Source organism: Martinezella paranaensis, assembly GCF_014200235.1.
Taxonomy (GTDB): domain Bacteria; phylum Pseudomonadota; class Alphaproteobacteria; order Rhizobiales; family Rhizobiaceae; genus Rhizobium; species Rhizobium paranaense.
The window spans coordinates 1-20,758 of sequence record NZ_JACHBI010000013.1 but is presented as its reverse complement, the minus strand read 5'-3'; the positions used below and the strand labels follow the sequence as shown (position 1 = coordinate 20,758).

General features: G+C 60.6%; 22 protein-coding genes. 5 read left to right on the top strand and 17 right to left on the bottom strand.

Features of this window, described 5'->3' with window-relative positions:
- Positions 1-2: 2 nt before the first annotated feature.
- Positions 3-1,214 (bottom strand): 5-aminolevulinate synthase, encoded by a 1,212-nt coding sequence (gene hemA / locus GGD50_RS25280; protein WP_183939875.1) that lies wholly within the window; start codon positions 1,212-1,214, stop codon positions 3-5.
- Between the two features lie 146 nt (positions 1,215-1,360).
- Between hemA and GGD50_RS25275 the strand changes: the two genes are divergently transcribed.
- Both GGD50_RS25275 and GGD50_RS25270 read left to right on the top strand, forming a co-directional pair.
- The gene (locus GGD50_RS25275; protein WP_183939873.1) at positions 1,361-2,125 is read left to right on the top strand and encodes a heme ABC transporter permease; all 765 of its coding nucleotides are present in this window, start codon (positions 1,361-1,363) and stop codon (positions 2,123-2,125) included.
- A gap of 1 nt (position 2,126) precedes the next feature.
- Complete coding sequence (locus GGD50_RS25270) at positions 2,127-2,282, top strand: heme exporter protein CcmD (RefSeq protein ID WP_183939871.1); 156 nt, start codon at positions 2,127-2,129, stop codon at positions 2,280-2,282.
- 128 nt (positions 2,283-2,410) lie between these two features.
- Here GGD50_RS25270 and GGD50_RS25265 read toward each other — a convergent pair whose 3' ends face one another.
- From GGD50_RS25265 to ccoN, 15 genes are all read right to left on the bottom strand, one after another.
- Complete coding sequence (locus GGD50_RS25265) at positions 2,411-3,091, bottom strand: CBS domain-containing protein (protein WP_183939869.1); 681 nt, start codon at positions 3,089-3,091, stop codon at positions 2,411-2,413.
- A gap of 74 nt (positions 3,092-3,165) precedes the next feature.
- Complete coding sequence (locus GGD50_RS25260) at positions 3,166-3,642, bottom strand: cytochrome c-type biogenesis protein (protein ID WP_183939867.1); 477 nt, start codon at positions 3,640-3,642, stop codon at positions 3,166-3,168.
- Positions 3,639-5,627, bottom strand: a complete 1,989-nt coding sequence (locus tag GGD50_RS25255) for a heme lyase CcmF/NrfE family subunit (protein ID WP_183939865.1) — start codon at positions 5,625-5,627, stop codon at positions 3,639-3,641. Before GGD50_RS25255 ends, GGD50_RS25260 begins: the two co-directional genes overlap by 4 nt.
- Complete coding sequence (gene ccmE, locus GGD50_RS25250) at positions 5,624-6,073, bottom strand: cytochrome c maturation protein CcmE (RefSeq protein ID WP_183939863.1); 450 nt, start codon at positions 6,071-6,073, stop codon at positions 5,624-5,626. The genes GGD50_RS25255 and ccmE overlap by 4 nt, the downstream gene beginning before the upstream one ends.
- Entirely contained in the window at positions 6,070-7,221 is a 1,152-nt protein-coding gene (ccmI, locus tag GGD50_RS25245) for a c-type cytochrome biogenesis protein CcmI (protein WP_183939861.1), read from the bottom strand. The genes ccmE and ccmI overlap by 4 nt, the downstream gene beginning before the upstream one ends.
- Positions 7,222-7,358: 137 nt before the next feature.
- A complete protein-coding gene (locus GGD50_RS25240) occupies positions 7,359-8,024 on the bottom strand; it encodes a Crp/Fnr family transcriptional regulator (protein ID WP_183939860.1) in 666 nt (221 codons plus the stop codon).
- A gap of 21 nt (positions 8,025-8,045) precedes the next feature.
- Positions 8,046-8,204, bottom strand: a complete 159-nt coding sequence (gene ccoS, locus GGD50_RS25235) for a cbb3-type cytochrome oxidase assembly protein CcoS (protein WP_183939858.1) — start codon at positions 8,202-8,204, stop codon at positions 8,046-8,048.
- A complete protein-coding gene (locus tag GGD50_RS25230) occupies positions 8,201-10,486 on the bottom strand; it encodes a cation-translocating P-type ATPase (RefSeq protein WP_183939856.1) in 2,286 nt (761 codons plus the stop codon). Before GGD50_RS25230 ends, ccoS begins: the two co-directional genes overlap by 4 nt.
- Positions 10,483-10,968, bottom strand: coding sequence for a FixH family protein (locus GGD50_RS25225; RefSeq protein ID WP_183939854.1), 486 nt, complete (start codon positions 10,966-10,968; stop codon positions 10,483-10,485). The genes GGD50_RS25230 and GGD50_RS25225 overlap by 4 nt, the downstream gene beginning before the upstream one ends.
- Positions 10,965-12,533, bottom strand: a complete 1,569-nt coding sequence (ccoG, locus tag GGD50_RS25220; protein WP_183939852.1) for a cytochrome c oxidase accessory protein CcoG — start codon at positions 12,531-12,533, stop codon at positions 10,965-10,967. The genes GGD50_RS25225 and ccoG overlap by 4 nt, the downstream gene beginning before the upstream one ends.
- A gap of 297 nt (positions 12,534-12,830) precedes the next feature.
- Positions 12,831-13,016, bottom strand: coding sequence for a hypothetical protein (locus tag GGD50_RS32870; RefSeq protein WP_246451507.1), 186 nt, complete (start codon positions 13,014-13,016; stop codon positions 12,831-12,833).
- A 9-nt stretch (positions 13,017-13,025) separates the two neighbouring features.
- Positions 13,026-13,889 (bottom strand): cytochrome-c oxidase, cbb3-type subunit III, encoded by an 864-nt coding sequence (gene ccoP / locus GGD50_RS25215; RefSeq protein WP_183939850.1) that lies wholly within the window; start codon positions 13,887-13,889, stop codon positions 13,026-13,028.
- A 1-nt stretch (position 13,890) separates the two neighbouring features.
- A complete protein-coding gene (locus GGD50_RS25210; protein ID WP_183939848.1) occupies positions 13,891-14,043 on the bottom strand; it encodes a cbb3-type cytochrome c oxidase subunit 3 in 153 nt (50 codons plus the stop codon).
- 9 nt (positions 14,044-14,052) lie between these two features.
- Positions 14,053-14,787, bottom strand: a complete 735-nt coding sequence (ccoO, locus tag GGD50_RS25205; RefSeq protein ID WP_183939846.1) for a cytochrome-c oxidase, cbb3-type subunit II — start codon at positions 14,785-14,787, stop codon at positions 14,053-14,055.
- 11 nt (positions 14,788-14,798) lie between these two features.
- On the bottom strand, positions 14,799-16,421 hold the full coding sequence (gene ccoN, locus GGD50_RS25200; RefSeq protein ID WP_183939844.1) for a cytochrome-c oxidase, cbb3-type subunit I: 1,623 nt from the start codon (positions 16,419-16,421) through the stop codon (positions 14,799-14,801).
- 238 nt (positions 16,422-16,659) lie between these two features.
- Here ccoN and GGD50_RS25195 point away from each other — a divergent pair, with 238 nt between their 5' ends.
- The 3 genes from GGD50_RS25195 to GGD50_RS25185 all read left to right on the top strand — a co-directional run bounded on the left by GGD50_RS25195 (position 16,660) and on the right by GGD50_RS25185 (position 20,060).
- Positions 16,660-17,391, top strand: coding sequence for a Crp/Fnr family transcriptional regulator (locus tag GGD50_RS25195; protein ID WP_183939842.1), 732 nt, complete (start codon positions 16,660-16,662; stop codon positions 17,389-17,391).
- A 22-nt stretch (positions 17,392-17,413) separates the two neighbouring features.
- A complete protein-coding gene (locus tag GGD50_RS25190; protein WP_183939840.1) occupies positions 17,414-19,336 on the top strand; it encodes a hybrid sensor histidine kinase/response regulator in 1,923 nt (640 codons plus the stop codon).
- Between the two features lie 280 nt (positions 19,337-19,616).
- Positions 19,617-20,060 carry a pseudoazurin gene (locus GGD50_RS25185; RefSeq protein WP_183939838.1) on the top strand — a complete coding sequence of 148 codons (444 nt, stop codon included), beginning with the start codon at positions 19,617-19,619 and terminating at the stop codon, positions 20,058-20,060.
- A gap of 494 nt (positions 20,061-20,554) precedes the next feature.
- Here GGD50_RS25185 and GGD50_RS25180 read toward each other — a convergent pair.
- Positions 20,555-20,758 (bottom strand): cytochrome c1 (locus GGD50_RS25180; RefSeq protein WP_246451504.1); only part of this gene is annotated, 204 nt, incomplete at its 5' end.

Here is a 20,758-nt window from a genome sequence, read left to right as displayed (position 1 = left end):
CCCTAAGCGGCGACTCGGGCCAGCGCACAGCGCGACCAGAGGGCATGCAGCGCGCCGACGAGATGGTCGATATCGGCATCCGAATGCAGCGGCGTCGGCGTGATGCGCAGGCGTTCGGTCTTCTTCGGCACGGTCGGATAGTTGATCGGCTGCACGTAGACGCCCATGTCGAGCAGCAGGTCCGAGATCCATTTGCACTTGGCGGCATCGCCGACCAAAACCGGCACGACATGGCTCGGGTTCGGCATATGCGGAATGCCGGAGGCATCGAGCTGGGCGCGCAGCCGGCGCACCCGGTCCTGATGGCGGGCACGTTCGAACTGGCTGGCCTTCAGATGCCGGATCGAGGCGACAGCCCCCGCCGCCAAGGCCGGCGGCAGCGACGTCGTGAAGATGAAGCCGGAGGCAAAGGAGCGGATGAAATCGCAAAGTGCGGTCGACGCAGCAATATAGCCGCCCATGACGCCGAAGGCCTTGCCGAGCGTGCCCTCGATCACCGTCAGCCGGTCCATCAGCCCTTCGCGCTCGGCAATGCCGCCGCCGCGCGGGCCGTACATGCCAACGGCATGCACTTCGTCGAGATAGGTCATCGCGCCATATTGGTCGGCGAGATCGCAGATCTCCTTGATCGGCGCGATGTCTCCATCCATCGAATAGACGCTTTCGAAAGCGATCAGCTTCGGCGCCTTCGGATCGGCGGCCTTCAGCTTGGCTTCGAGATCATGCAAGTCGTTGTGCTTCCAGATGACCTTGTCGCACTTGGCATAACGGATGCCCTCGATCATCGAGGCATGGTTCAGCGCATCCGAGAAGATGATCAGGCCGGGGATCTTCGCACCGAGCGTGCCGAGCGTCGCCCAGTTGGAGATATAGCCGGAGGTGAAGATCAGCGCGGATTCCTTGCCGTGCAGATCGGCAAGCTCCTGCTCCAGCAAAACATGGTGGTGGTTGGTGCCAGAAATATTCCGGGTGCCTCCCGCACCCGCGCCACAGTGATCAATCGCCTCTTTCATCGCTTCGATCACCTTGGGGTGCTGGCCCATGCCGAGATAGTCGTTCGAGCACCAGACCGTGACGTCCTTGGAGCCTTCCGGCGTATGCCAGGTCGCACGCGGAAAGCTGCCGCGCTGACGCTCCAAATCGGCGAACACGCGGTAGCGGCCTTCCTGATGCAGCGCGCCCAGTTCGCCTTTGAAAAATGCTTCGAAATCCATGCTTGGCTCCCTTCTATGGTGTCTGCGATACACCAGTCCAGCCGACAGCTATTTGATCTGCGTCAAGTCTCGAAACTCCTTCGGCGTCTTCGGTCTTTGACACGGATCAATTATCCGCCGGACCGTTCAGGTTAAGGCTCCGGCCCATGAGCACTTTCCTCCGCACCAGAAACGCCATCACCGGCCTCGCCCAACCTTCGAAATTCCTGGAATTCGCCGATCGCGTTCTGCCAACGCTGCTTGTCGTGACCATTTTATGCTTCGCAGCCGGCCTCAATTTCAGCTTCACATCCGACGTCGACTATCAACAGGGCCAGACCGTCAGGATCATGTACGTCCACGTCCCTGCCGCTTGGGTGGCTCTTCTCTGCTATACCGTGATGACGGCGAACGCGATCGGTTCCCTGGTCTGGCGGCACCCTCTTGCCGACGTTGCGGCGCGATCTGCGGCACCGCTCGGGGCCGCGTTCACCTTCATCTCCCTCGTCACAGGCGCGATCTGGGGCAAGCCGATGTGGGGCACCTGGTGGGTGTGGGACGCGCGCCTGACCTCCATGTTCGTCCTGTTCATAATGTATCTCGGGATACTGGCCATCAACCATGCGATCGACGAGTCGACGCAGGCCCCACGATTGACATCGGTCATCATCATCGTCGGCTTCGTAAACATCCCGATCATCAAGTTTTCGGTGAACTGGTGGAACACGCTGCACCAGCCGGCAAGCGTGCTGAGACTGGACGGTCCGGCGATGGACGGCGAATTTCTCCGTCCCCTGCTGATCATGGGGCTCGCCTTCGCCGCTCTGTTTGCAACGCTGCACATTGCATCGATCCGAAACGAGATCTGGCGCAGAAAGCTGATCTCTCAACACAGGCTCGCAGCAAGAGCCGCCATGCATAGGGAGAACTGAAATGGATCAGCTTCAATACGTGTCCGCGGCTTACGTCATCGCGTTCCTGGTCATGACAGCAATCGCTCTTAAAATCTGGCTGGACGGCAACAGCTACCGCCGTCGTGTCGAGGCGCTCGTCAGGATTCGGAGCAAGCAGTCCCCTAGAAATCGATAGAATGTGGCCCTGTTTCCCGGACCCGAATACCGCTAGGTCCGAGAGCGGCTAGTCGTCGAGGATGCTCCGATCCCCGTTGATCCGAATGCCGAATTTTCACCAGTGACTATGGCAGCGGCGTGCGCGCGTTACCGAACTTCGGTCGTAGAGAGACTGCCGACGGCAAGCCGGTCGTGGTAGACGCCGATCCCTACGCTTTCGATCAGCGTGTGGACAGCCTTCCTCGCCAGTTCCGACTCGACGTGGCCATCAAGGGTCACCTCTCCGCCCTTGACGGAAACCTGCACCTTCTGCGGTGTGAGGCCGAGCTCCGATCTTAGACGGGTACGCACGGCAAGCCTGATGGCTTCATCATCCCGAGGTAGCGTCGTCGCCGGGGCTTCTACGATGAGGCCGAGAATATCGCGCCGGCTAACGATCCCGACCAGACGGCCGTCTTGGACGATCGGCAGCCGCTTGATCCGATGCGCCTGCAGGCTTTCCGCGATCTCGGATACCTCGCTGTCGGGCCGAGCGACGATCACGTCCTGCGACATGACATCGGCCACGCACCATCCATGGCTGCCGATATATCGTTGAAGATCGGTCTCCGAAATCGCGTCAGGCGACCGCGCCATCCGAGGCATCGCTCGAATTTCGCGCCGCAGCAGCAGGTCGCCCTCCGTCAGCATCCCGCAGATACGGCCCTCGTCGTCGACGACGGGAAGGCCACTCACATTGTTCTGGATTAATATCGCAGCCGCTCGGCGCACGCTGACCGCCGGGCTGATCGAAACCACATTCCGGGTCATTATATCCTTGGCCAGCATGCCCCGTCTCCTCGCGCATCATAGACTGTGTTTGCTCAATCTAGCGGGAGGCGACGGCGACGCTTTGATCTCGATCAACCGGCATAGCGGTCGCCAGCCTCCGCCAGCAATTTCTCAAGCTTCGAGCGTTCGTCGTCCGTGAGCTTGGCATCTGGAGGGCTCCGCCTCCGTGTCGATCGCGCGACAACGACGGGCACCATCGAACATCCGAGAAGCAAGATCGGCGATGCCCAAAGCAGAAGCGTGGTCCATTCCAGTCGCGGCTTGAGCAGGACGAACTCGCCATAACGAGAGATGATATAGTCGAGCACCTGCTGGTCGCTATCGCCATTGAGGAGGCGCTTGCGCACCAGCAGGCGCAGATCGCGGGCGAGATCGGCATTGGAATCGTCGATCGACTGGTTCTGGCAGACCATGCAGCGCAGTTCCGCCGAGATCGTCCGCGCCCGTGCCTCCAGTGCCGGATTGGGCAGAACCTCATCCGGATTGACGGCAAAGGCGGCGGCGGGGGCGAGGAGCAATGCCAGAGCCAGGAACAACCGTCTGATCATTCCGCCGGCTCCATGGCCGGACGGGCCGGCTTTGCCCTGCGGCTTGGCGCGCCGATGCGCAGACGGCGGTCGCTGAGCGAGACGAAGCCGCCGAGCGCCATGACGATGGCACCGCCCCAGATGCAGATGATGAACGGTTTCCACCAGAGCCGCACCACCATGCCGCCATCCTGGATGGGATCGCCGAGCGAGACGTAAAGCTGGCTGAGACCCAGCGTCAGAATGCCGGCCTCGGTCGTGGCGGTGCGGCCGGCGGTGAACAGCCGCTTGGCCGACGAGACATTGGCAACGGCAACACCGCCGCGGCTGACCGTGAACTTGGCACGATCCTCGGTGTAGTTCGGCCCGACCCCCGGCTGAATGCCATCGAAGCGCAGCGTATAGCCGCCGATCTCGGCCGTGCCGCCCGGCTTCATCTCGGTGATGTTTTCCAACTGGAATGTCGTCACCGCAACGATGCCGAGCACGGTGATGCCGAGCCCGGCATGGGCAAGTGCCGTCCCGAAGGCCGAACGCGGCAGACCGATCAGCCGCCGCCAGGCGACATTCCCAGCCACCTTGCCGATCCCGGCGCGGTACCAGAGATCGGTGAGCGCGCCGAAGAGCAGGAAGAAACCGGCAGCCAGGCCGAAGACGGCCAGCACCGGTCCGCCATGGCGGATGTAAAACAGGGCAAGGCCGGCGACCAGGGCCAGGCCGGCGGCAACATAAAGCCGCTGCAGCACGCCGAGCAGATCGCCGCGCTTCCAGGCCAGCAGCGGCCCGAAGGGAACCGCAACCAGGATCGGCGTCATCAGCAGCCCGAAGGTCATGTTGAAGAACGGCGGCCCGACGGAAATCTTGTCGCCGGTCAGCGTCTCCAAGGCCAGCGGATATAACGTGCCCGTCAGCACCGTGCCGCAGGCAACCGTCAGGATGAGGTTGTTCAGCACCAGCGATCCCTCACGCGAGATCGGCGCAAACAGGCCGCCGGCGGCAAGCCGCGGGGCGCGGAAGGCAAACAGCGCCAAAGAGCCGCCGATGAAGAGCAACAGGATACACAGGATGAAGATGCCGCGGGTCGGATCGCTGGCAAAGGAATGCACCGAGGTCAGCACGCCGGAGCGCACCAGGAAGGTGCCGAGCAGCGACAGCGAGAAGGTGAGGATTGCCAGCAGCACCGTCCAGATCTTCAAGGCATCGCGCTTCTCCATCACCAGCGCCGAATGCAGCAGCGCCGTGCCGGCAAGCCAGGGCATGAAGGAGGCGTTCTCCACCGGGTCCCAGAACCACCAGCCGCCCCAGCCGAGTTCGTAATAGGCCCAATAGGAGCCCATGGCGATGCCGAGTGTCAGAAAGGTCCAGGCCGCCAGCGTCCAGGGGCGAACCCAGCGCGCCCAGGCGGCATCGATGCGGCCTTCGAGCAAGGCGGCAACCGCAAAGGAGAAACAGACGGAAAAACCGACATAACCGAGATAAAGCAGCGGCGGATGGATCGCCAGGCCGATATCCTGCAGCACCGGATTGAGGTCCTTGCCTTCGGCCGGCGCCGGATTGAGACGGAGAAACGGATTGGAGGTCAAAAGGATGAAGATCAGAAAGGCGGCCGAGATCCACGACTGCACGGCCAGCACATTAGCGCGCAACGTATCCGGCAGATTGCGCCCGAACAGCGCCACCAGGGCACTGAACAGCGCCAGGATCAGCAGCCAGAGCATCATCGATCCCTCGTGATTGCCCCAGACACCGGAGAGCTTGAAGATCAGCGGCATCAGCGAATGGGAATTCTCCCAGACGTTCAGCACGGAAAAGTCGGAGACGACATAGGCATAGGTCAAAACGCCGAAGGAAAAGGCAACCAGCGCAAACAGCACGATGGCGCCGACCGGGGCGATGTCCATCATCGACACTTCGCCGCGCCGTGCACCGATCACCGGCAGGATCGAGACGATGATCGCGGTCGCAAGCGCCAGCACCAGCGCATAATGTCCGAGCTCGATGATCATTGGCTTTGTTCCTCGCCCTTCCAAACGCCGTCCGCCTTCAGCTTGTCGGCGACCTGCTTCGGCATATAGCGCTCATCATGCTTGGCAAGGACGCTGTCGGCGACGAAGACGTTGCTGCCCGCCTCGAACCTGCCTTCGGTGACCACGCCCTGCCCCTCGCGGAAGAGATCCGGCAGGATGCCATTATAGCTGACCTTGATCGCATCGGTGCCGTCGGTGACGGCAAACTGCACCTGCGTCCCCTGGCCGCGCACCAGGCTGCCTTCACCGACGAGGCCGCCGAGGCGGATCAGCGTGCCGGCACTGACCGGGGTCTTGGCGAGGTCGGCCGGCATATAAAAATAGGCGACCGACTGGCTGAAGGCGAAGAGCACGAGCAGCACGGCGGCGGCGATGAAGCCCATGCCGCCGGCAATGACGGCCAGACGTTTCTGCTTGCGGGTCATTGCTGCGTCACCTCCGTCGGCAATCCCAGCGTCTTTGCCAGCGCCAGAAGCTGCTTGCCTTCGTCGCCATCGGCGGGGAAGGTCGCAAGGCCGCGCTTCAGCGCATCCATCGCACGGTCCTTGTCGTTCAGCACGGCATAGGAGCGGATCAGCCGCATCCAGCCTTCGAAATTCTTCGGGTCTTCCTTCAGCTTAGCGTCGAGGCTGTCGACCATGCCGCGGATCATCTGCTGACGATCGCCCGCGTTCATCGCATCGGCGGAAGCCACCTGATCGGCCGTCGGATTGCCGGGTGTTTTGGCATTGGCCGAGCCTGCCGCAGTCCCAGCGGCCGCGCCGCCATTCTTGGCGATATGGTCGTTGACGGCCATCATCCACGGCGCCTCGGGCGGCGATTGCTGTGCCAGCGCCTCGAAGGCCGCCTTCGCATCCGCCGCCTTGCCATCCTGCTCCAAGGCAAGCGCCAGGTAGAAGAGCGCACGGGGGTTGTTCGGCTCAAGTTGCAGGATCTGCGCGAGGATCGTGCGGGTTTCGGCAGCCACCTTTCCATCGGCGAGAGCCATTGTCGTCTCCGACAATCCGTCAAGCCTCGCAACGCTCGGACCAAGGATTCGAATGACGTTTCGATACGCAGTTTCGGCCTCGGCGACGCGACCCATCTTCAAATAGACCGGAGCGACGACGTCCCAGCCTTTCCCGTCTTCAGGAAAGAGCCGCAGATGATCTTCGATCTTCCGGACCAGGATCGGGGTGTCCTCGCCGGGATTTCTCAGCCGTTCCTCCAGTGGTTTGGAAGGAAGCTCCGGCGAGCCTAGAACGGTGTAGATACCGACGCTGAGAAGCGGCAGGAAGACCACGACGATCAGCTTCCACCACCTGTAGGACCTCGCTGTCGTCGACACTTCGGTTCGATCGCGCTCGGCCGCCTTCAAAAGACGCCTGGCCGTCTCCGCCTTCGTGATTTCATACTCGTTCGCCGAAATCCGGCCGAGCCCGAACTCCCTGTCGAGCTCCAGCAATTGATCGCGATATACGGCGGTCGCGTCGACGGAAACCGCCGCGGATGGTATCCGGCCCGAAGACAGCGGATGTAGCAATGCCGCCGTTGTTGCCGTCGTAACGACCGCGAATAATATCCAAATCATCATAGGTGGAGACGCCTTTCTTCGTCCGCACCTTACCTTCGCTCAGCGGCCCGACATTGATCGGGATCAAATATTCGCTGACGAACCCACCCTACTCGCCCGATATATCGAGCAGCAAAAGATTCCAAATTTGGAGCGGTTCAGCAGATTGTGCGAAGCATTTCGACGTTGTCGATCCGCACCGTTTTTCCCGCCACGACGACGCCGACGTCCGAAAGTGCCGAGAATGCGCGAGAGAGAGCCTCCGGCGCCAATCCAAGTTTTCCGGCAAGAATTCGTTTTCGATATGGCAAGCGGAACGACGCCTGCGTCGCAGACCTCGGACAATGGCGCAGAAAGTAGTTTGCCACCCGCTGGGCTGCCGTCTGAGACCGATCGCCCGCGATGCACTCGAAGGCCTCCACGAGATGCCGCGAGGCGATCCGCATCAGGTTCAACAGCACGCCCGGATGTTCCGCGGCAAGAATGCGAAGCTGGAGGAGATCAATCGCGGCAACCTCGGCAGAGTCTGCCGCCCATGCGGTGAGCGCATGGGAGCGACCTCCCGGGACAAGATATTCGGAGAAGACGTCTCCAGGTTCGCAGATGCCGACGTCGGTCTCGCGGCCACTCGCTCTTCCCCTCGTGAGCCGCACGATGCCGGTCACGACGAAGAAGACATGGAGAGCGTCCTCGCCTTCCGAGACGATGCATTCGTTCGGACCAAACCTCCGGAACTCCACCAGCGAAAGAAGGTTCGTTACGGTATGCTCGTTCAATCCCTCGCAGAGCGGGGATCGTTGAAGCAACTGTATTTTTGCAAGCATCAAACTGCCCCCAAACGACGGCTATGGTTTCGGTGGGTCGGTTTCGTCATCCGCGAGTATCCTCCATGCGGCGCCCTGCAGATCGTCGTACTGACCGTTTTTGAGCGACCAGAGAAACGCGGCCAGCCCCATGCCACCCATGAACAACGCGATCGGGATCAGGTAGATCAGCATGTTCATGCGAGCTTGGCCTCCTGGCTTCCACCGGCCTCTCCTGGCATTCGCGACCAGCGGGGTTTTGCCAGCGCGCTAAGCCGCAAGGCGTTGGTCACGACAATCAGGGACGATGAGGACATTGCGACGGCAGCAATCAGCGGCGTGGCGAAGCCTGCGATTGCGATCGGAACCGCAAGCACGTTATAAGCAATGGCCAAAGCAAAGTTCTGGCGGATGAGCATCGCTGCTCGCCTTGCGACTTGGATAGCTTCGGGGACCACATCCAGCCGATCGTTGAAGAAGACCAGATCAGCCGCCTGGCGACCGATGTCCGAGGCGGTGGCGGGCGCCATCGAAACATGGGCGGCGGCGAGTGCCGGCGCATCATTGATGCCGTCACCGACCATCAGAACGCGGCAGCCGCCGTCGCCGAGCGCCTTGCACTCCTCAACCTTCTGCGCAGGCGTCAGTCCGCCGATCGCCCGATCGATATGGAGCGCTCGCGCAGCATGATCCACCACGTTCTGCCGGTCGCCGGAAAGGATGACTGTTGCGAAGCCTGCAGTCTCGAGCCCGGCAACCGCCTCGGGCGCGCCTGGTCTCAGGGCATCCTCGAAGAAAAACCGCGCGAGAACCACGTTGTTTCGTGAAAACACGACTTCGGAGAACGGACCCTCGGTTGCCGGCGCCGCAGGCGCGCCACCGGCTGCGAATGAGGCACTGCCAAGTCTGTAGACGTCGTCGCCACGCCGACCCTCCAGGCCGCCGCCGGGAACTTCCGTTACTCGGTCGAATTCCATCGGAACTTGGTTCGAGCTTCGCGCCAGAGCCCGGGAGAGAGGGTGCCGCGAATGAGCTGCAAGCCCGGCGGCCGATAAAACATATGTCTCGCTGGCCGCCTCACGCGCCACAAGGTGGGGCGTCCCCATCGTCAGCGTGCCGGTCTTATCGAACGCCACGGTGTCGACTTCGGCCAGCCTTTCGAGCGCAGAGCCATCTTTGACCATCACGCCCTTGCGAAAAAGCTCGCCGGCTGCCACGACCTGAACGACCGGGACGGCAAGTCCCAAGGCGCAGGGGCAGGTGATGATCAGCACCGCGACGGCGACGAGCATCGCATGCTTCCAATCACCTTCGGCAAAGCCCCAGGCGAGGAAGGACACCAAGGCGAGAAGATGTACTGCTGGCGAATAAAGCGCGGCGGCTCGATCGGCTATGCGCCGGTAACGGGCGCGACCGCCCTCGGCAGCCTCCATCAGCACGATGATTTCGGCCAAAAGGGATTCTTTCGCCAGCTTCGTCGCCCGTATCACCAGCGAGCCCGTCAGGTTCATGGCGCCCGATCTGACGTCTGCGCCCGCGAAAACCGCGACAGGACGGCTTTCGCCGGTGACGATGGAAAGATCGAGGTCGCCTTCGCCCTCGACGACGACGCCGTCCACCGGAACGCGCTCGCCCGCAAAGACCGCAATTTCGTCACCGACCGCGATTTCATCGACGGCGACATAGGTTCTCGACCCGTCTGGAAGGATTCGAAGCGCACCGCGAGGCGCCAGCCTGGCCAGCCCATTGATCGCGGCGCGAGCCTTTTCGCGCATCACGTGATCCAGTGTCCTTCCGATCAACAGAAAGAGCAGCAATGAGACCGATGCATCGAACCAGGCATGTTCGCCATGGTGGATGGTCTCCCAAACCGAGACTGCATAGGAGAGCGTCACGGCAAGCGAGATTGGAACGTCCATGTTGGTGCGGCCGCGGCTTAGCGCGTTCCACGCCGATCGGAAAAAGAAACGGCCGGCATAGATCAGCGCCGGAGCGGCGATCATTGCCGAGATCCAATGGAACAGATCGCGTGTCGCCGCGTCCGCGCCCGACCAGACCGATACCGACAGAAGCATGATATTCGTGGCCGCGAACCCGGAAACCCCCACGGCGAGCAGGAGCTGGTTCTTCATGCTGTCATTTTCCGGGGCAAAGGGCGTGAAGAGATGGGCGCGATAACCGGCGGCTTCGACGGCGGCCACGATTTCCGAAGGATCCGTCGTGCCCTCCGCCGTCTGCTCGGCGTAGACGCAGGTCACCCTCTTGGAGGTGAGGTTGACCCTGGCCTTTTGCACACAAGGAAGCGCCGTCAAGGTTTTCTCGATCGTCGAGATGCAGGCACCACAGTGCACATCCGGCGCGCTGAGGTCGAGCTGCCTCAAACCTCCGCCCAATGGCTGGCTGGCAAGGGTGATCTCCTCGGCGCTCAAATTGCTTCGGCTCATGGCCATCGCGGCTTCAGCACTCATCGTACAGCAGGTCATTGATCTGTCTCAGCGGTGTCGATGCGCACGGCCTGATGCATGACGAGGGTCTCTCCTCGTTTCGCGACGATCTCGACGATCCAGTCGCCGGTGGCAACGTCGTGATCCGCTAGAAAGTGGCCCTCGGAGAGTTTTTTGAGAGCGACGGCGAAGTCCTCGTGGTCTCCGACGGGCCTCTTGAAGTTGGCGGTCACGTCGTCGACTGCCGCCGGCGATCCATTATTATTGCGGATGTCGTAATGGATCTCCCGACCCTTGATCGAAAGGCTGCCCGCGATGCCGGATGCGGTCATCGCCTTCATCGCGGCAGCGTTCTTGTTGAATTCCTGGCTGGCGAGATAGGTGTCGTTCACCACCAGGCCGCTCCAGGTCGACGACGCCAGCCATGCCATCGTAACATTGACGGTAATGATGACGCCGAAGAAGGCGACGGTCGTCAGCAGCATGTGTCTGCCGGTAAACCCTTGGGCGCGAATGCTCATTTGACCTCTCCTGGTGCGTTGAATGCCGCGCGGTAAGTTGCTCTGTCTGAATGGTCGGCATCTTCGACCGAGAACAGGAATTCGTTGACGGCGACGCCGGTCTGTTTGCGGGTGACGAAGACTTTGAGCGTGTTGGCCACGTCCGGTGAGGCGTCGACAATGAAACTGCGGGTATCCTTTACGCCGAACTCAGGGATGCGCATGGTCGCGTCCTCCATCCCGATCAGCCTCAACTCGATCTTTCTGGGCTTCGGGACCATGTTGAGAATGCGCAGCGTGTAACCGTTCCGGATCGACCCATCGCTTTCAAGGACGTATTGCGGATTGCGATCGTGGAGGACGTTGAGCTCCAGGCGCTCGCGCATCGACAGATGGGCCAACATGGCGAGGCCGATTGCAGACCAGACGACCGCGTAGAAGACCACTCTCGGACGGAAAATGATCCGCCAGTTGAAGTGGCGAACCGCATCGATGAACGTGCCGTCCGCATTTCTCACCCTTGCCGGCTGGACAGCGGTCCTTCCGCCATCCGTTGCAAGGGCCATGTTGGCCGAATATTCGCTAAGCGTTGCATATGCGATCAGGCCGCGGGGCTTTCCGAGCTTGTCCATCACGCCGTCGCAGGCGTCGATGCAGAGGGCGCAGGTGATGCACTCCATCTGCTGGCCATCCCTGATGTCGATTCCCATCGGACAGACGGCGACGCAGGCATTGCAGTCGACGCAGTCACCGACGACTTCGCCCATCGCCTGCGCCTTTTTGGCATGGCGCGAGCGCTGTTCGCCGCGCCAGTCGTTGTAGGTGACGACGAGCGAGTTCTCGTCGAGCATCGCTCCCTGGATGCGCGGCCACGGGCACATATACGTGCAGACCTGTTCGCGCATCAGACCACCGAGAACATAGGTCGTCGAGGCCAGGATAGCGACGGTGGCATAAGCGACTGCGGGAGCTTCGCCGGCCAGGAGGCTATGCAGAAGCGTCGGTGCGTCGGCGAAATAGAATATCCATGCACCGCCGGTCGCAACGCCGATAACGAGCCAGATGGAATGCTTGAGCACTCTCTTCCTGATCTTGTCGAAGCTCCAGGGGCCGGCGTCGAGCTTCATCCTGGCGTTTCGATCCCCTTCGATCGCACGCTCCACGACCAGGAACAGATCGACCCAGACGGTCTGCGGACAGGCATAGCCGCACCAGGCGCGCCCGACCGCGGAGGTGACGAGAAAAAGGCCGAAGCCGGCCATCACCAGCAGGCCGGCGACGTAGTAGAACTCCTGCGGCCATATCTCGATGAAAAAGAAGAAGAAGCGCTTCGATGCGAGATCGACCAGAATGGCCTGATCGGGCGCATAGGGTCCGCGATCCCACCGAATCCAGGGCGCTAGATAGTAGATGCCGAGCGTTATCAGCATCACAATCCATTTGAATCGGCGGAAACGGCCCTCAGCCCGCTTCGGAAACACCTTCTTGCGGGCGGCGTATAGCGGGCGCCGGTTTCTGCGCGCGTTGACGGGCTCCACGTTGACCCGTTCGACTTCCTTTGGATCTGGCGCTGTATAGAGGTTCATGAGAATCGTCCGCTGTTCTTCCATCTCTTCTGCCAGCGTCCGAGGCGGTCATCCTTGATCCAGGTCAAGAAACAGACGATCAAAAAAGAGGCTGCGTCCGGGGAACCAAGACGCAGCCTTAAGGAGTCGTGCGGCATCTGGATAGCAGCATGGGCGTGCCCCGTATTTGGCCGGCATCAAACAAAATCGATCCGGCGGACTCGCGCCACCTCTTAAAATGAGGCCACGCCCTGGTGACCGAGGCGTGACCCTGAAGATTGCAGGAGAAGGCGCTTCCACGCCTCCCCGCATTCAAATTTAGCGGCTTTCGGATTTATGATCTTTCAGCGAGGTCAAACTGACGACGGGATTTCCAATCTTCTCCGGATCGTCCTGATCGCACGAAGGCGCCATCGATTTTGCCCGGGCGGACACCCTTGAATGGACGACTGCGCGTGGTGTTCCGTAAAGTGCAAGAAGCGGGTTGTGTTCGCGATTGATCATGTGAACCCCCTATTTTCCGCCGCCCAGCGAGTGGACGAACACGGTCAGTTCCTTGACGGTCGTGTCGCCAAGCCGGGCGGACCACGCCGGCATCACCCCGTGCTTCGGTGCGGTGACCTGGCGAATGATCGCGTCTTCCCCTTTGCCCTTGAGCCATATGGCGTCGGCAAGATTAGGCGCGCCAACTTCGAATTTGCCCTTCGCATCCTCTCCGTGGCAGGCGGCACAGTTATCCATGAATACCTGCTTGCCGGCCGAAGCCAGAGCCGGATCCGAAGGCGCATTCGTCAACCCCCAGACATAGGCCGCGACCTGGCGAATCTGGGTCTTGTCGAGCATTTCGCCGAAGGCCGGCATCTCGGAAAGGTGCGTGTCGGGATCGGCGTCGAATCGAATGCCGTGCGAGATCGTCTTCTGTATCGAATCGAGATCTCCGCCCCAGAGCCAGTCGTCATCGTTGAGATTGGGAAAGCCCGGCCCACCGCTCGCGCCCGAACCATGGCAGGGCGCGCAATTCACCTTGAAGGCAGACGCGCCGCCGGCGACCGCGAATTCGCGGAGCTTTGGGTCGGTGTCGATCTCCTGAACCGTCTTCGCCGCGATCATATCATGGAACTTCATCTGGGCCGTCTTGGCCTGGTCAAGATCCTGCTGGAGCGCAGCACGGCTGGAGAAATTTAGGTATCCCTTCGTGGCCGACGCAATCATCGGGATGGACGGATAGAGTATCGCATATCCTATTGCCCAGACGATGGTTGCATAGAACGTCCATACCCACCATCGCGGCATGGGGTTGTTCAGTTCGCGGATCCCGTCCCATTCGTGTCCGGTGGTTTCGACGCCGCTGAGTTCGTCTACATGCTTTTCCGACATCTCAGTCATCCTTCAAGGGTATGTTGGCGGCGGCGTCCGCGGCCTTCTTGCCACCGGGCCGCAGCGTCACGAGGATCGCGCCCACAAAGAAAGCGGTCATGGCCAGAAGACCCCAACTGTCGGCGAAGTGCCGCATTGCGTTGTACGTTTCCATTGCTTCACCTCATCGGTAACCGGTGGCGTCGTCGTAGGTCGAAAAGTCGACCAACGTGCCGAGCATCTGCAGGTAGGCGACAAGAGCATCCATCTCGGTGAGCTTGGTCGGATCGCCATCGAAGTCGCCGGTCTTCGCTTTTGGATAGCGCTTGAGGAGGCTGGCCGTGTCCGCATTCGGGTCGGCCTGCGCCTTCATGTCCGCCTCGGCATTGGCGATCATATCGTCGGTGTAGGGGACCCCCACGTCCTCGTTGGCTTTCAGATCCATCCCTACGTCTTTGACGGTCACCTCCTTATCCCTGAGGAAGGCGTAAGTCGGCATGATCGACTCAGGCACGACCGCTCTAGGGTTCGAAAGGTGCTGGACGTGCCATTCGTTTGAATAGCGGCCTCCGACACGGGCAAGATCCGGTCCCGTCCGCTTGGATCCCCATTGGAACGGGTGGTCGTACATCGACTCCGCGGCAAGCGAATAGTGCCCGTAACGCTCAACCTCGTCGCGGAACGGTCTGATCATCTGGCTATGGCAGAGATAGCAGCCTTCGCGGATGTAGATGTTGCGGCCGGCGAGCTCCAAGGGCGTGTAGGGGCGCATCCCCTCCACCTTCTCGATCGTGTTCTGGAGATAGAACAGCGGAGCGATCTCGACGATGCCGCCTATGCTGACCACGAGGAGCGAGCCCAGCAGAAGCAGCGTGGCGTTCTTCTCGAGGAACTGGTGTTTGTCTAGTATCGATGCCATTTTTTTTCACCTCACTCGGCGGGCTGTGCCTGAGGCACGTAAGAGGTCGGAAGAGCAGCTTCGTTCCGCAGGTGACCGCGGACCGTCATGAAGACGTTCCATGCCATGACCAGGCCCCCGGCCAGGTAGAGGCCGCCGCCGACGGCGCGCAGGACGTAGTATGGGAACATGGCTGCCACGGTTTCCGCGAAAGAGTAGACGAGGAAGCCCTGCGCATTGTATTCGCGCCACATCAGGCCCTGCTGGATGCCGGCGACCCACAAGACGGCGGCGTAGATGACGATGCCAAGAGTGGCGAGCCAGAAGTGCCAGTTGACCATGCGCAGGCTATAAAGACGCTCCCGGCCCCACAGCTTCGGCGTCAGGTAGTAGATCGCGCCGAAGGTGATCATGCCGACCCATCCAAGCGCGCCGGAATGCACGTGGCCAATGGTCCATTCAGTGTAGTGGCTGAGAGAGTTCACCGTCTTCACCGACATCATCGGACCTTCGAAGGTCGACATTCCGTAGAAGGCGAGCGCGACGATCATCATGCGGATGATTGGGTCGGTCCGGATCTTGTCCCAGGCGCCCGAGAGCGTCATGAGGCCGTTGATCATGCCGCCCCACGACGGCATCCAGAGCATTACCGAGAAGACCATGCCAAGCGTCTGGGCCCAGTCGGGCAGCGCCGTATAGTGCAGATGGTGCGGACCGGCCCAGATGTACATGAAGATCAGAGCCCAGAAGTGGATGATCGAGAGCCGGTACGAGTAGATCGGCCGATTGGCCTGTTTGGGGATGAAGTAGTACATCATGCCGAGGAAGCCGGCTGTCAGGAAGAACCCGACGGCGTTATGACCGTACCACCACTGGGTCAGCGCATCCTGGACACCGGAAAAAACCGAGTAGCTTTTCGTTCCGAGGAAAGAGACCGGAACCGCGAGGTTGTTCACGACGTGGAGCATCGCGATGGTGACGATGAAGCCGAGGTAGAACCAGTTCGCGACGTAGATATGCGGTTCCTTACGCTTCAGGATAGTTCCCAGGAACACGACCAGATAGGCGACCCAGACCACGGTAAGCCAGATGTCCTCGTACCATTCCGGCTCGGCATATTCGCGCGCCTGCGTGATTCCAAGGACGTAGCCGGTGGCCGCCATGACGATGAAAAGCTGATATCCCCAGAAGACGAACCAGGGCAGACTTCCGCCGAAGAGGCGCGCACGACAGGTGCGTTGGACGACATAGAAAGAGGTCATGATCAGACCGTTGCCGCCAAACGCAAAGATCACGGCCGATGTGTGAACCGGCCGGAGCCGTCCGAAATTCAGGTACGGCGCGAAGTTCAGATCGGGAAACGCCAGTTGTAGCGCGATCACGAGACCGACAAGGAAACCGACGACGCCCCAGAAGACGGTGGCGATCAAGCCATACCGCACGACCTCGTCGAAGTAGCCTGATGCCTCGACCTTCGGCACCTGGCCCGCCGGAGAAAAGTCGACCCGTCTAATGAGCAGGATTGTTCCAATGGTCAGGCAGAAACAGATTATGCCCATATGGACGGCGAATAGATGGTCGTGCGCGAGCCCTGCCATCACCAGAGTCGCGAACGCTGCGATGGCGACCGCCATCGTCTCGACGGTATAGTTCATGGTGTCATCCCCAGTGCGCTGGCGACCGCATGCCGGCCGGCTTCCTCGCACTCTGGGGAAGGACTGTCATGAAGCGGGCCGCACCTCCTTGATTTAGATCAACGAAAGGCGGACGCGGCCCCAGCTTCCGGGCTTGTTACAAACCGTTACACTTTCGCACGCTTTCGAACACGGCGCTCATTCTCTTGTGACGGGGCCGGCATCTATTGCGGTCACAGTCAAACGAAGGGACGCAACGATGCTTATGCAGAGAAACCAGGCATTCGACCATGCGGAAGTCGCGAACGAAGCGATTACAATCGGCCAGCAGCCGCTTGCATCAGTTTTTCAAACCGCGCCGACTGAGACGGTGGAAGCCGGCAAGGCGCTCTGTTGGGAGGGCGATGCGGTGAAGCATTTCTTCCACATCCAGCAAGGCGTGGTCCGCCTGCATCGCATCATCGGCGAAGGGCGCCGGGCCGTCACGGGATTCCATTTCGCCGGCGATGTGATCGGCGCCTTCCTGCAGGACGATTTCCTCTTTACCGCCGAAGCGGTCACCGACTGCAAGGTTCGCCGGATTTCGCGCAAGAGCTTCCACGAGGAAGTCGTCCGCTCCGAATCGCTGCGGCCTGAATACATCAACCTGCTGTGTCGGGAGACCATGGCCGCGCACGACCAGATGGTTCTGCTCTCCAAGAAGAATGCCGAGGAACGCCTCTGCAGCTTTATCATGACGATGGCAAACCGGCGTGGGACGACGCAGAAGGGTCTCCTTCACATTCCGATGAACCGGCAGGACATCGCCGACTACCTTGGGATGACCATCGAGACCGTATCGCGCACCATCAGCAAGCTGGCATTGAGGAATGTCGTCGCTTCGGAAGGACGGCACGACCTCAGGATCCTGAGCTTCTCGCGTCTTCAGCAACTATCCGGCAATGCTGATGATTTCTCAGCCGAAACCTGTCATAGGATGAGTGTCCATTAACGTCTCGAAGAATATCGTGGCCATGCCTCATCGCCTCATTTCGCCTCGTACCGCATCGCCACAGGAACTGGATGCGCTGGTGCATGTGCTCGACGGGGCCGACATCATCGTCTACCGCCTCGAGGGAACCATCACGCATTGGTCGATCGGCAGCGAAAACCTTTATGGCTGGACCCGTGAGGAAGCCGTCGGGGAGAACGTCCACGATCTCCTCGCGACGCGCCCTTCGGAACCGCAGGACTCAATCCGCGCCCAGCTCAGGTCGCGGGGGTTTTGGCGCGGCGAGATCGTTCATCGCCACAAGGACGGCCACGATATCTTCATCGCCAGCCGGTGCGTGCTGGTGAACCTGCCGGACGGCGAGCCGGCCGTCATCCAGACCAATAGCGACGTCAGCGCGCTCAGAAAGGCGGAACAGGATGTCCGCACGCGCGAAGCGCATCTGAGATCGATCCTCGACACCGTTCCCGATGCCATGGTCGTCATCGATCAGAAGGGCATCGTCATTTCCTTCAGCAAGGCCGCCGAAAAGCTCTTCGGAATGTCGGCCGACGAAATCTGCGGCCGCAACGTCAGCAATCTGATGCCAAACCCCTACCGGGCCGCACACGATGGCTATATCGACCACTACCTCGATACGGGCGAGAAGCGAATCATCGGTTACGGCCGCGTGGTCACAGGCCAGCGGGCAGATGGCACGGAATTTCCGATCGAACTGCATGTCGGTGAAGCGACATCCGACGGCGAGCGGATTTTCACCGGTTTCGTGCGCGATCTGACCAGCCGCTTCAAAATCGAGGAAGACCTCCGTCAGGCCCAGAAGATGGAAGCGGTCGGACAATTGACCGGCGGCCTCGCCCACGATTTCAACAATCTCCTGACCGTCATCAGCGGAAATTTGGAGATGATCGAGGACAAGCTTCCGGAAGGCCGGCTCAAGGATATCCTGCGGGAGGCACAGGCGGCAGCCGCGGATGGTGCGAAGCTGACAGGGCAATTGCTAGCCTTCGGCCGACGCCAGCCTCTCAACCCCAAGCCAGCCGATCTTAGCCAACTCCTCACCGGTTTCTCCGACCTATTACGCCGTACGCTCGGCGAGAACATCAAGCTCTCCACGGTTTTGTCGGGATCGGACTTCAACGTCCTCGTCGACCCATCACAGCTTCAGAATGCGATCCTGAACATTGCGCTCAACGCGCGTGATGCGATGCCGAGAGGCGGCAGCCTTACCACCGAAGTCTCACGCGTCCACCTCGATGCTGACTATGCGAAGATGTATCCCGAAGTCCGCAGCGGCAACTTCGTGCTCATTTCCATGACCGATACCGGTATCGGCATGAGCGGGGATGTGCAGAAGCGCGCCATCGAGCCTTTTTTCACGACTAAGGAGGTGGGATCGGGAACCGGTCTCGGCCTCAGCATGGTCTACGGCTTCGTCAAGCAGTCCGGCGGACACCTGCAAATCTACAGCGAGGTCGGACGGGGCACGACGATCCGGATCTACCTTCCAGCGGAGACCGGCGCCCGGCTTGGCGACACCGGCGGAGCAACGAAGGTCGAGAGCGCCCTGCCAGGCGGCCATGAACTGGTCCTCGTCGTCGAAGATGATCCTCGTGTCCGCCGTGTCGCCGTCGCGCGGCTTTCAGACATGGGATATTCGGTGCTTGAAGCGGAAAACGGCCATCGCGCACTCGATGTCCTAAAGGAAAACGAGGAAATCGAACTACTCTTCACCGATATCGTCATGCCCGGCGGTATGACCGGTGACGAGTTGGCGCGAGAGGCCCGCGAACTCAGGCCGGATATCACCGTCCTCTTCACTTCGGGATATTCAGAACCGGGGCTTGCCGAAAAGGATATCATCTCCGGGGCGCAGTGGCTGCGGAAGCCCTATACGGCGCGCGAGCTGGCATCCAGGGTCCGGGACCTTATCGACCGGAAATGATCCAAACCAGAGGGTGTGTCTCGCCCTGGCGGTCCCGCGGGACCAGCCCGGAACAATGTGCTCGTTGCACTGGAAGTCGTCTCCGTCATCCAGACGCAGCGCTGGCGGCCCACCGGCAATCAAGGCAGCCTCGAACAATCCCGAACCCGCGAAACTCTTGAATCATTTTCAAAAAGCTTGAATCACTTCCCAAATTGACGAGCGTCAAAGAACGCACCGTCCACATCTCCTAGAAACGTTCTCGAGGCCAACGAGGCCCCATAGAATAGGAGATATCCAGATGCGTTTCAAAGTCGGTCTTATCGCTGCAACGGCTGCCCTCATTGTATCGGCAGCTCCGTTGATGGCCGCCGATCACCAGATTCAATTGCTCAACAAGGGCGCCGACGGTGCGATGGCATTTGAGCCCGGCTTCATCAAGATCGCTCCCGGAGATACCGTCACCTTCGTCCCCACCGACAAGAGCCACAACGTCGAAACGTATAAGGGTCTGATTCCTGACGGCGCGCCTGAGTTCAAGTCCAAGCCCAGCGAGCAATTCCAGCAGAAGTTCGACGTTGCCGGCGATTATGTCGTGAAGTGCACGCCGCATGCCGGCATGGGCATGGTCGCGCTGATCCAGGTTGGCGACAATCCGGCAAACGTCTCCGCAATTAAGACTGCTCAGGTTCCTCCGATGATTCGCAAGCGCCTGGATGCCGATCTCGTTAAGGCCACCCAGTAACGAAACTCACGCGGGCGGCCCTTGCGCCAGCCCGTACAGGAACCGGAACTTAGACGAACCTGTGAGGCTCATACGGGGCAGCCTCACATTGGGGGGGAAGCGTCGGCCGGGGGGTCACGGCCGACGCTTCTGAATCCAAAACCCGACTGCACCTCAAGTCCGATCGACGGCAATACCGCAATTACTGCGTCGAATCCGCCGATGGTCATCCCGCCGGCGGATCGCTTGCGTTTGGTGTCGGATCTCTGTCAAAACATCCCAACAGATGGCGGGGAAGCTGCTTTATCTGGCTCGATCCATCCATCTGGACGGTTCACGGCTTCTCGATCCTCTTCGCCACCGAAGCCGCTTCACTTTCTAGCAAATATCGACACCGTTCTAGCGCTGTTGTGATTTGCTCTGGCAACCTCACCAAAGGAACGGTCACTTTCGAGAACAGCATGTCAATATGATGCGGCCCGCTCCTGATGAGGAACGAGCCGCACCACCACCAATCACTTGCACGCGTAAACCGAGCGCTTGGTGAGGTAGATCAGCGCCGAGAAGATCAGCAGGAAGATGATGACCATGAAGCCGAGTTGCTTGCGGTCTTCGAGATGCGGTTCCGAGGCCCACATCAGGAAGGAGGCAACGTCGCGCGCATATTGGTCGACCGTCTGCGGCGAGCCGTCGTCATAGGTGACCTGGCCGTCGGAGAG

What these genes read in the sequence shown, in the direction of transcription:
- ccoS (WP_183939858.1), bottom strand. Translation starts at nt 8,204, where the DNA reads ATGAACATGCTGATCTACCTGATCCCGATCGCGTTGTTCATGGGTGGC.
- hemA (WP_183939875.1), bottom strand. Translation starts at nt 1,214, where the DNA reads ATGGATTTCGAAGCATTTTTCAAAGGCGAACTGGGCGCGCTGCATCAG.
- GGD50_RS25265 (WP_183939869.1), bottom strand. Translation starts at nt 3,091, where the DNA reads ATGCTGGCCAAGGATATAATGACCCGGAATGTGGTTTCGATCAGCCCG.
- GGD50_RS25270 (WP_183939871.1), top strand. Translation starts at nt 2,127, where the DNA reads ATGGATCAGCTTCAATACGTGTCCGCGGCTTACGTCATCGCGTTCCTG.
- GGD50_RS25190 (WP_183939840.1), top strand. Translation starts at nt 17,414, where the DNA reads ATGCCTCATCGCCTCATTTCGCCTCGTACCGCATCGCCACAGGAACTG.
- GGD50_RS25240 (WP_183939860.1), bottom strand. Translation starts at nt 8,024, where the DNA reads ATGCTTGCAAAAATACAGTTGCTTCAACGATCCCCGCTCTGCGAGGGA.
- ccoP (WP_183939850.1), bottom strand. Translation starts at nt 13,889, where the DNA reads ATGTCGGAAAAGCATGTAGACGAACTCAGCGGCGTCGAAACCACCGGA.
- ccmI (WP_183939861.1), bottom strand. Translation starts at nt 7,221, where the DNA reads ATGATGATTTGGATATTATTCGCGGTCGTTACGACGGCAACAACGGCG.
- ccoN (WP_183939844.1), bottom strand. Translation starts at nt 16,421, where the DNA reads ATGAACTATACCGTCGAGACGATGGCGGTCGCCATCGCAGCGTTCGCG.
- GGD50_RS25185 (WP_183939838.1), top strand. Translation starts at nt 19,617, where the DNA reads ATGCGTTTCAAAGTCGGTCTTATCGCTGCAACGGCTGCCCTCATTGTA.
- ccoG (WP_183939852.1), bottom strand. Translation starts at nt 12,533, where the DNA reads ATGAACCTCTATACAGCGCCAGATCCAAAGGAAGTCGAACGGGTCAAC.
- GGD50_RS25255 (WP_183939865.1), bottom strand. Translation starts at nt 5,627, where the DNA reads ATGATCATCGAGCTCGGACATTATGCGCTGGTGCTGGCGCTTGCGACC.
- GGD50_RS25195 (WP_183939842.1), top strand. Translation starts at nt 16,660, where the DNA reads ATGCTTATGCAGAGAAACCAGGCATTCGACCATGCGGAAGTCGCGAAC.
- ccmE (WP_183939863.1), bottom strand. Translation starts at nt 6,073, where the DNA reads ATGACCCGCAAGCAGAAACGTCTGGCCGTCATTGCCGGCGGCATGGGC.
- ccoO (WP_183939846.1), bottom strand. Translation starts at nt 14,787, where the DNA reads ATGGCATCGATACTAGACAAACACCAGTTCCTCGAGAAGAACGCCACG.
- GGD50_RS25275 (WP_183939873.1), top strand. Translation starts at nt 1,361, where the DNA reads ATGAGCACTTTCCTCCGCACCAGAAACGCCATCACCGGCCTCGCCCAA.
- GGD50_RS25260 (WP_183939867.1), bottom strand. Translation starts at nt 3,642, where the DNA reads ATGATCAGACGGTTGTTCCTGGCTCTGGCATTGCTCCTCGCCCCCGCC.
- GGD50_RS32870 (WP_246451507.1), bottom strand. Translation starts at nt 13,016, where the DNA reads ATGATCAATCGCGAACACAACCCGCTTCTTGCACTTTACGGAACACCA.
- GGD50_RS25230 (WP_183939856.1), bottom strand. Translation starts at nt 10,486, where the DNA reads ATGACCTGCTGTACGATGAGTGCTGAAGCCGCGATGGCCATGAGCCGA.
- GGD50_RS25210 (WP_183939848.1), bottom strand. Translation starts at nt 14,043, where the DNA reads ATGGAAACGTACAACGCAATGCGGCACTTCGCCGACAGTTGGGGTCTT.
- GGD50_RS25225 (WP_183939854.1), bottom strand. Translation starts at nt 10,968, where the DNA reads ATGAGCATTCGCGCCCAAGGGTTTACCGGCAGACACATGCTGCTGACG.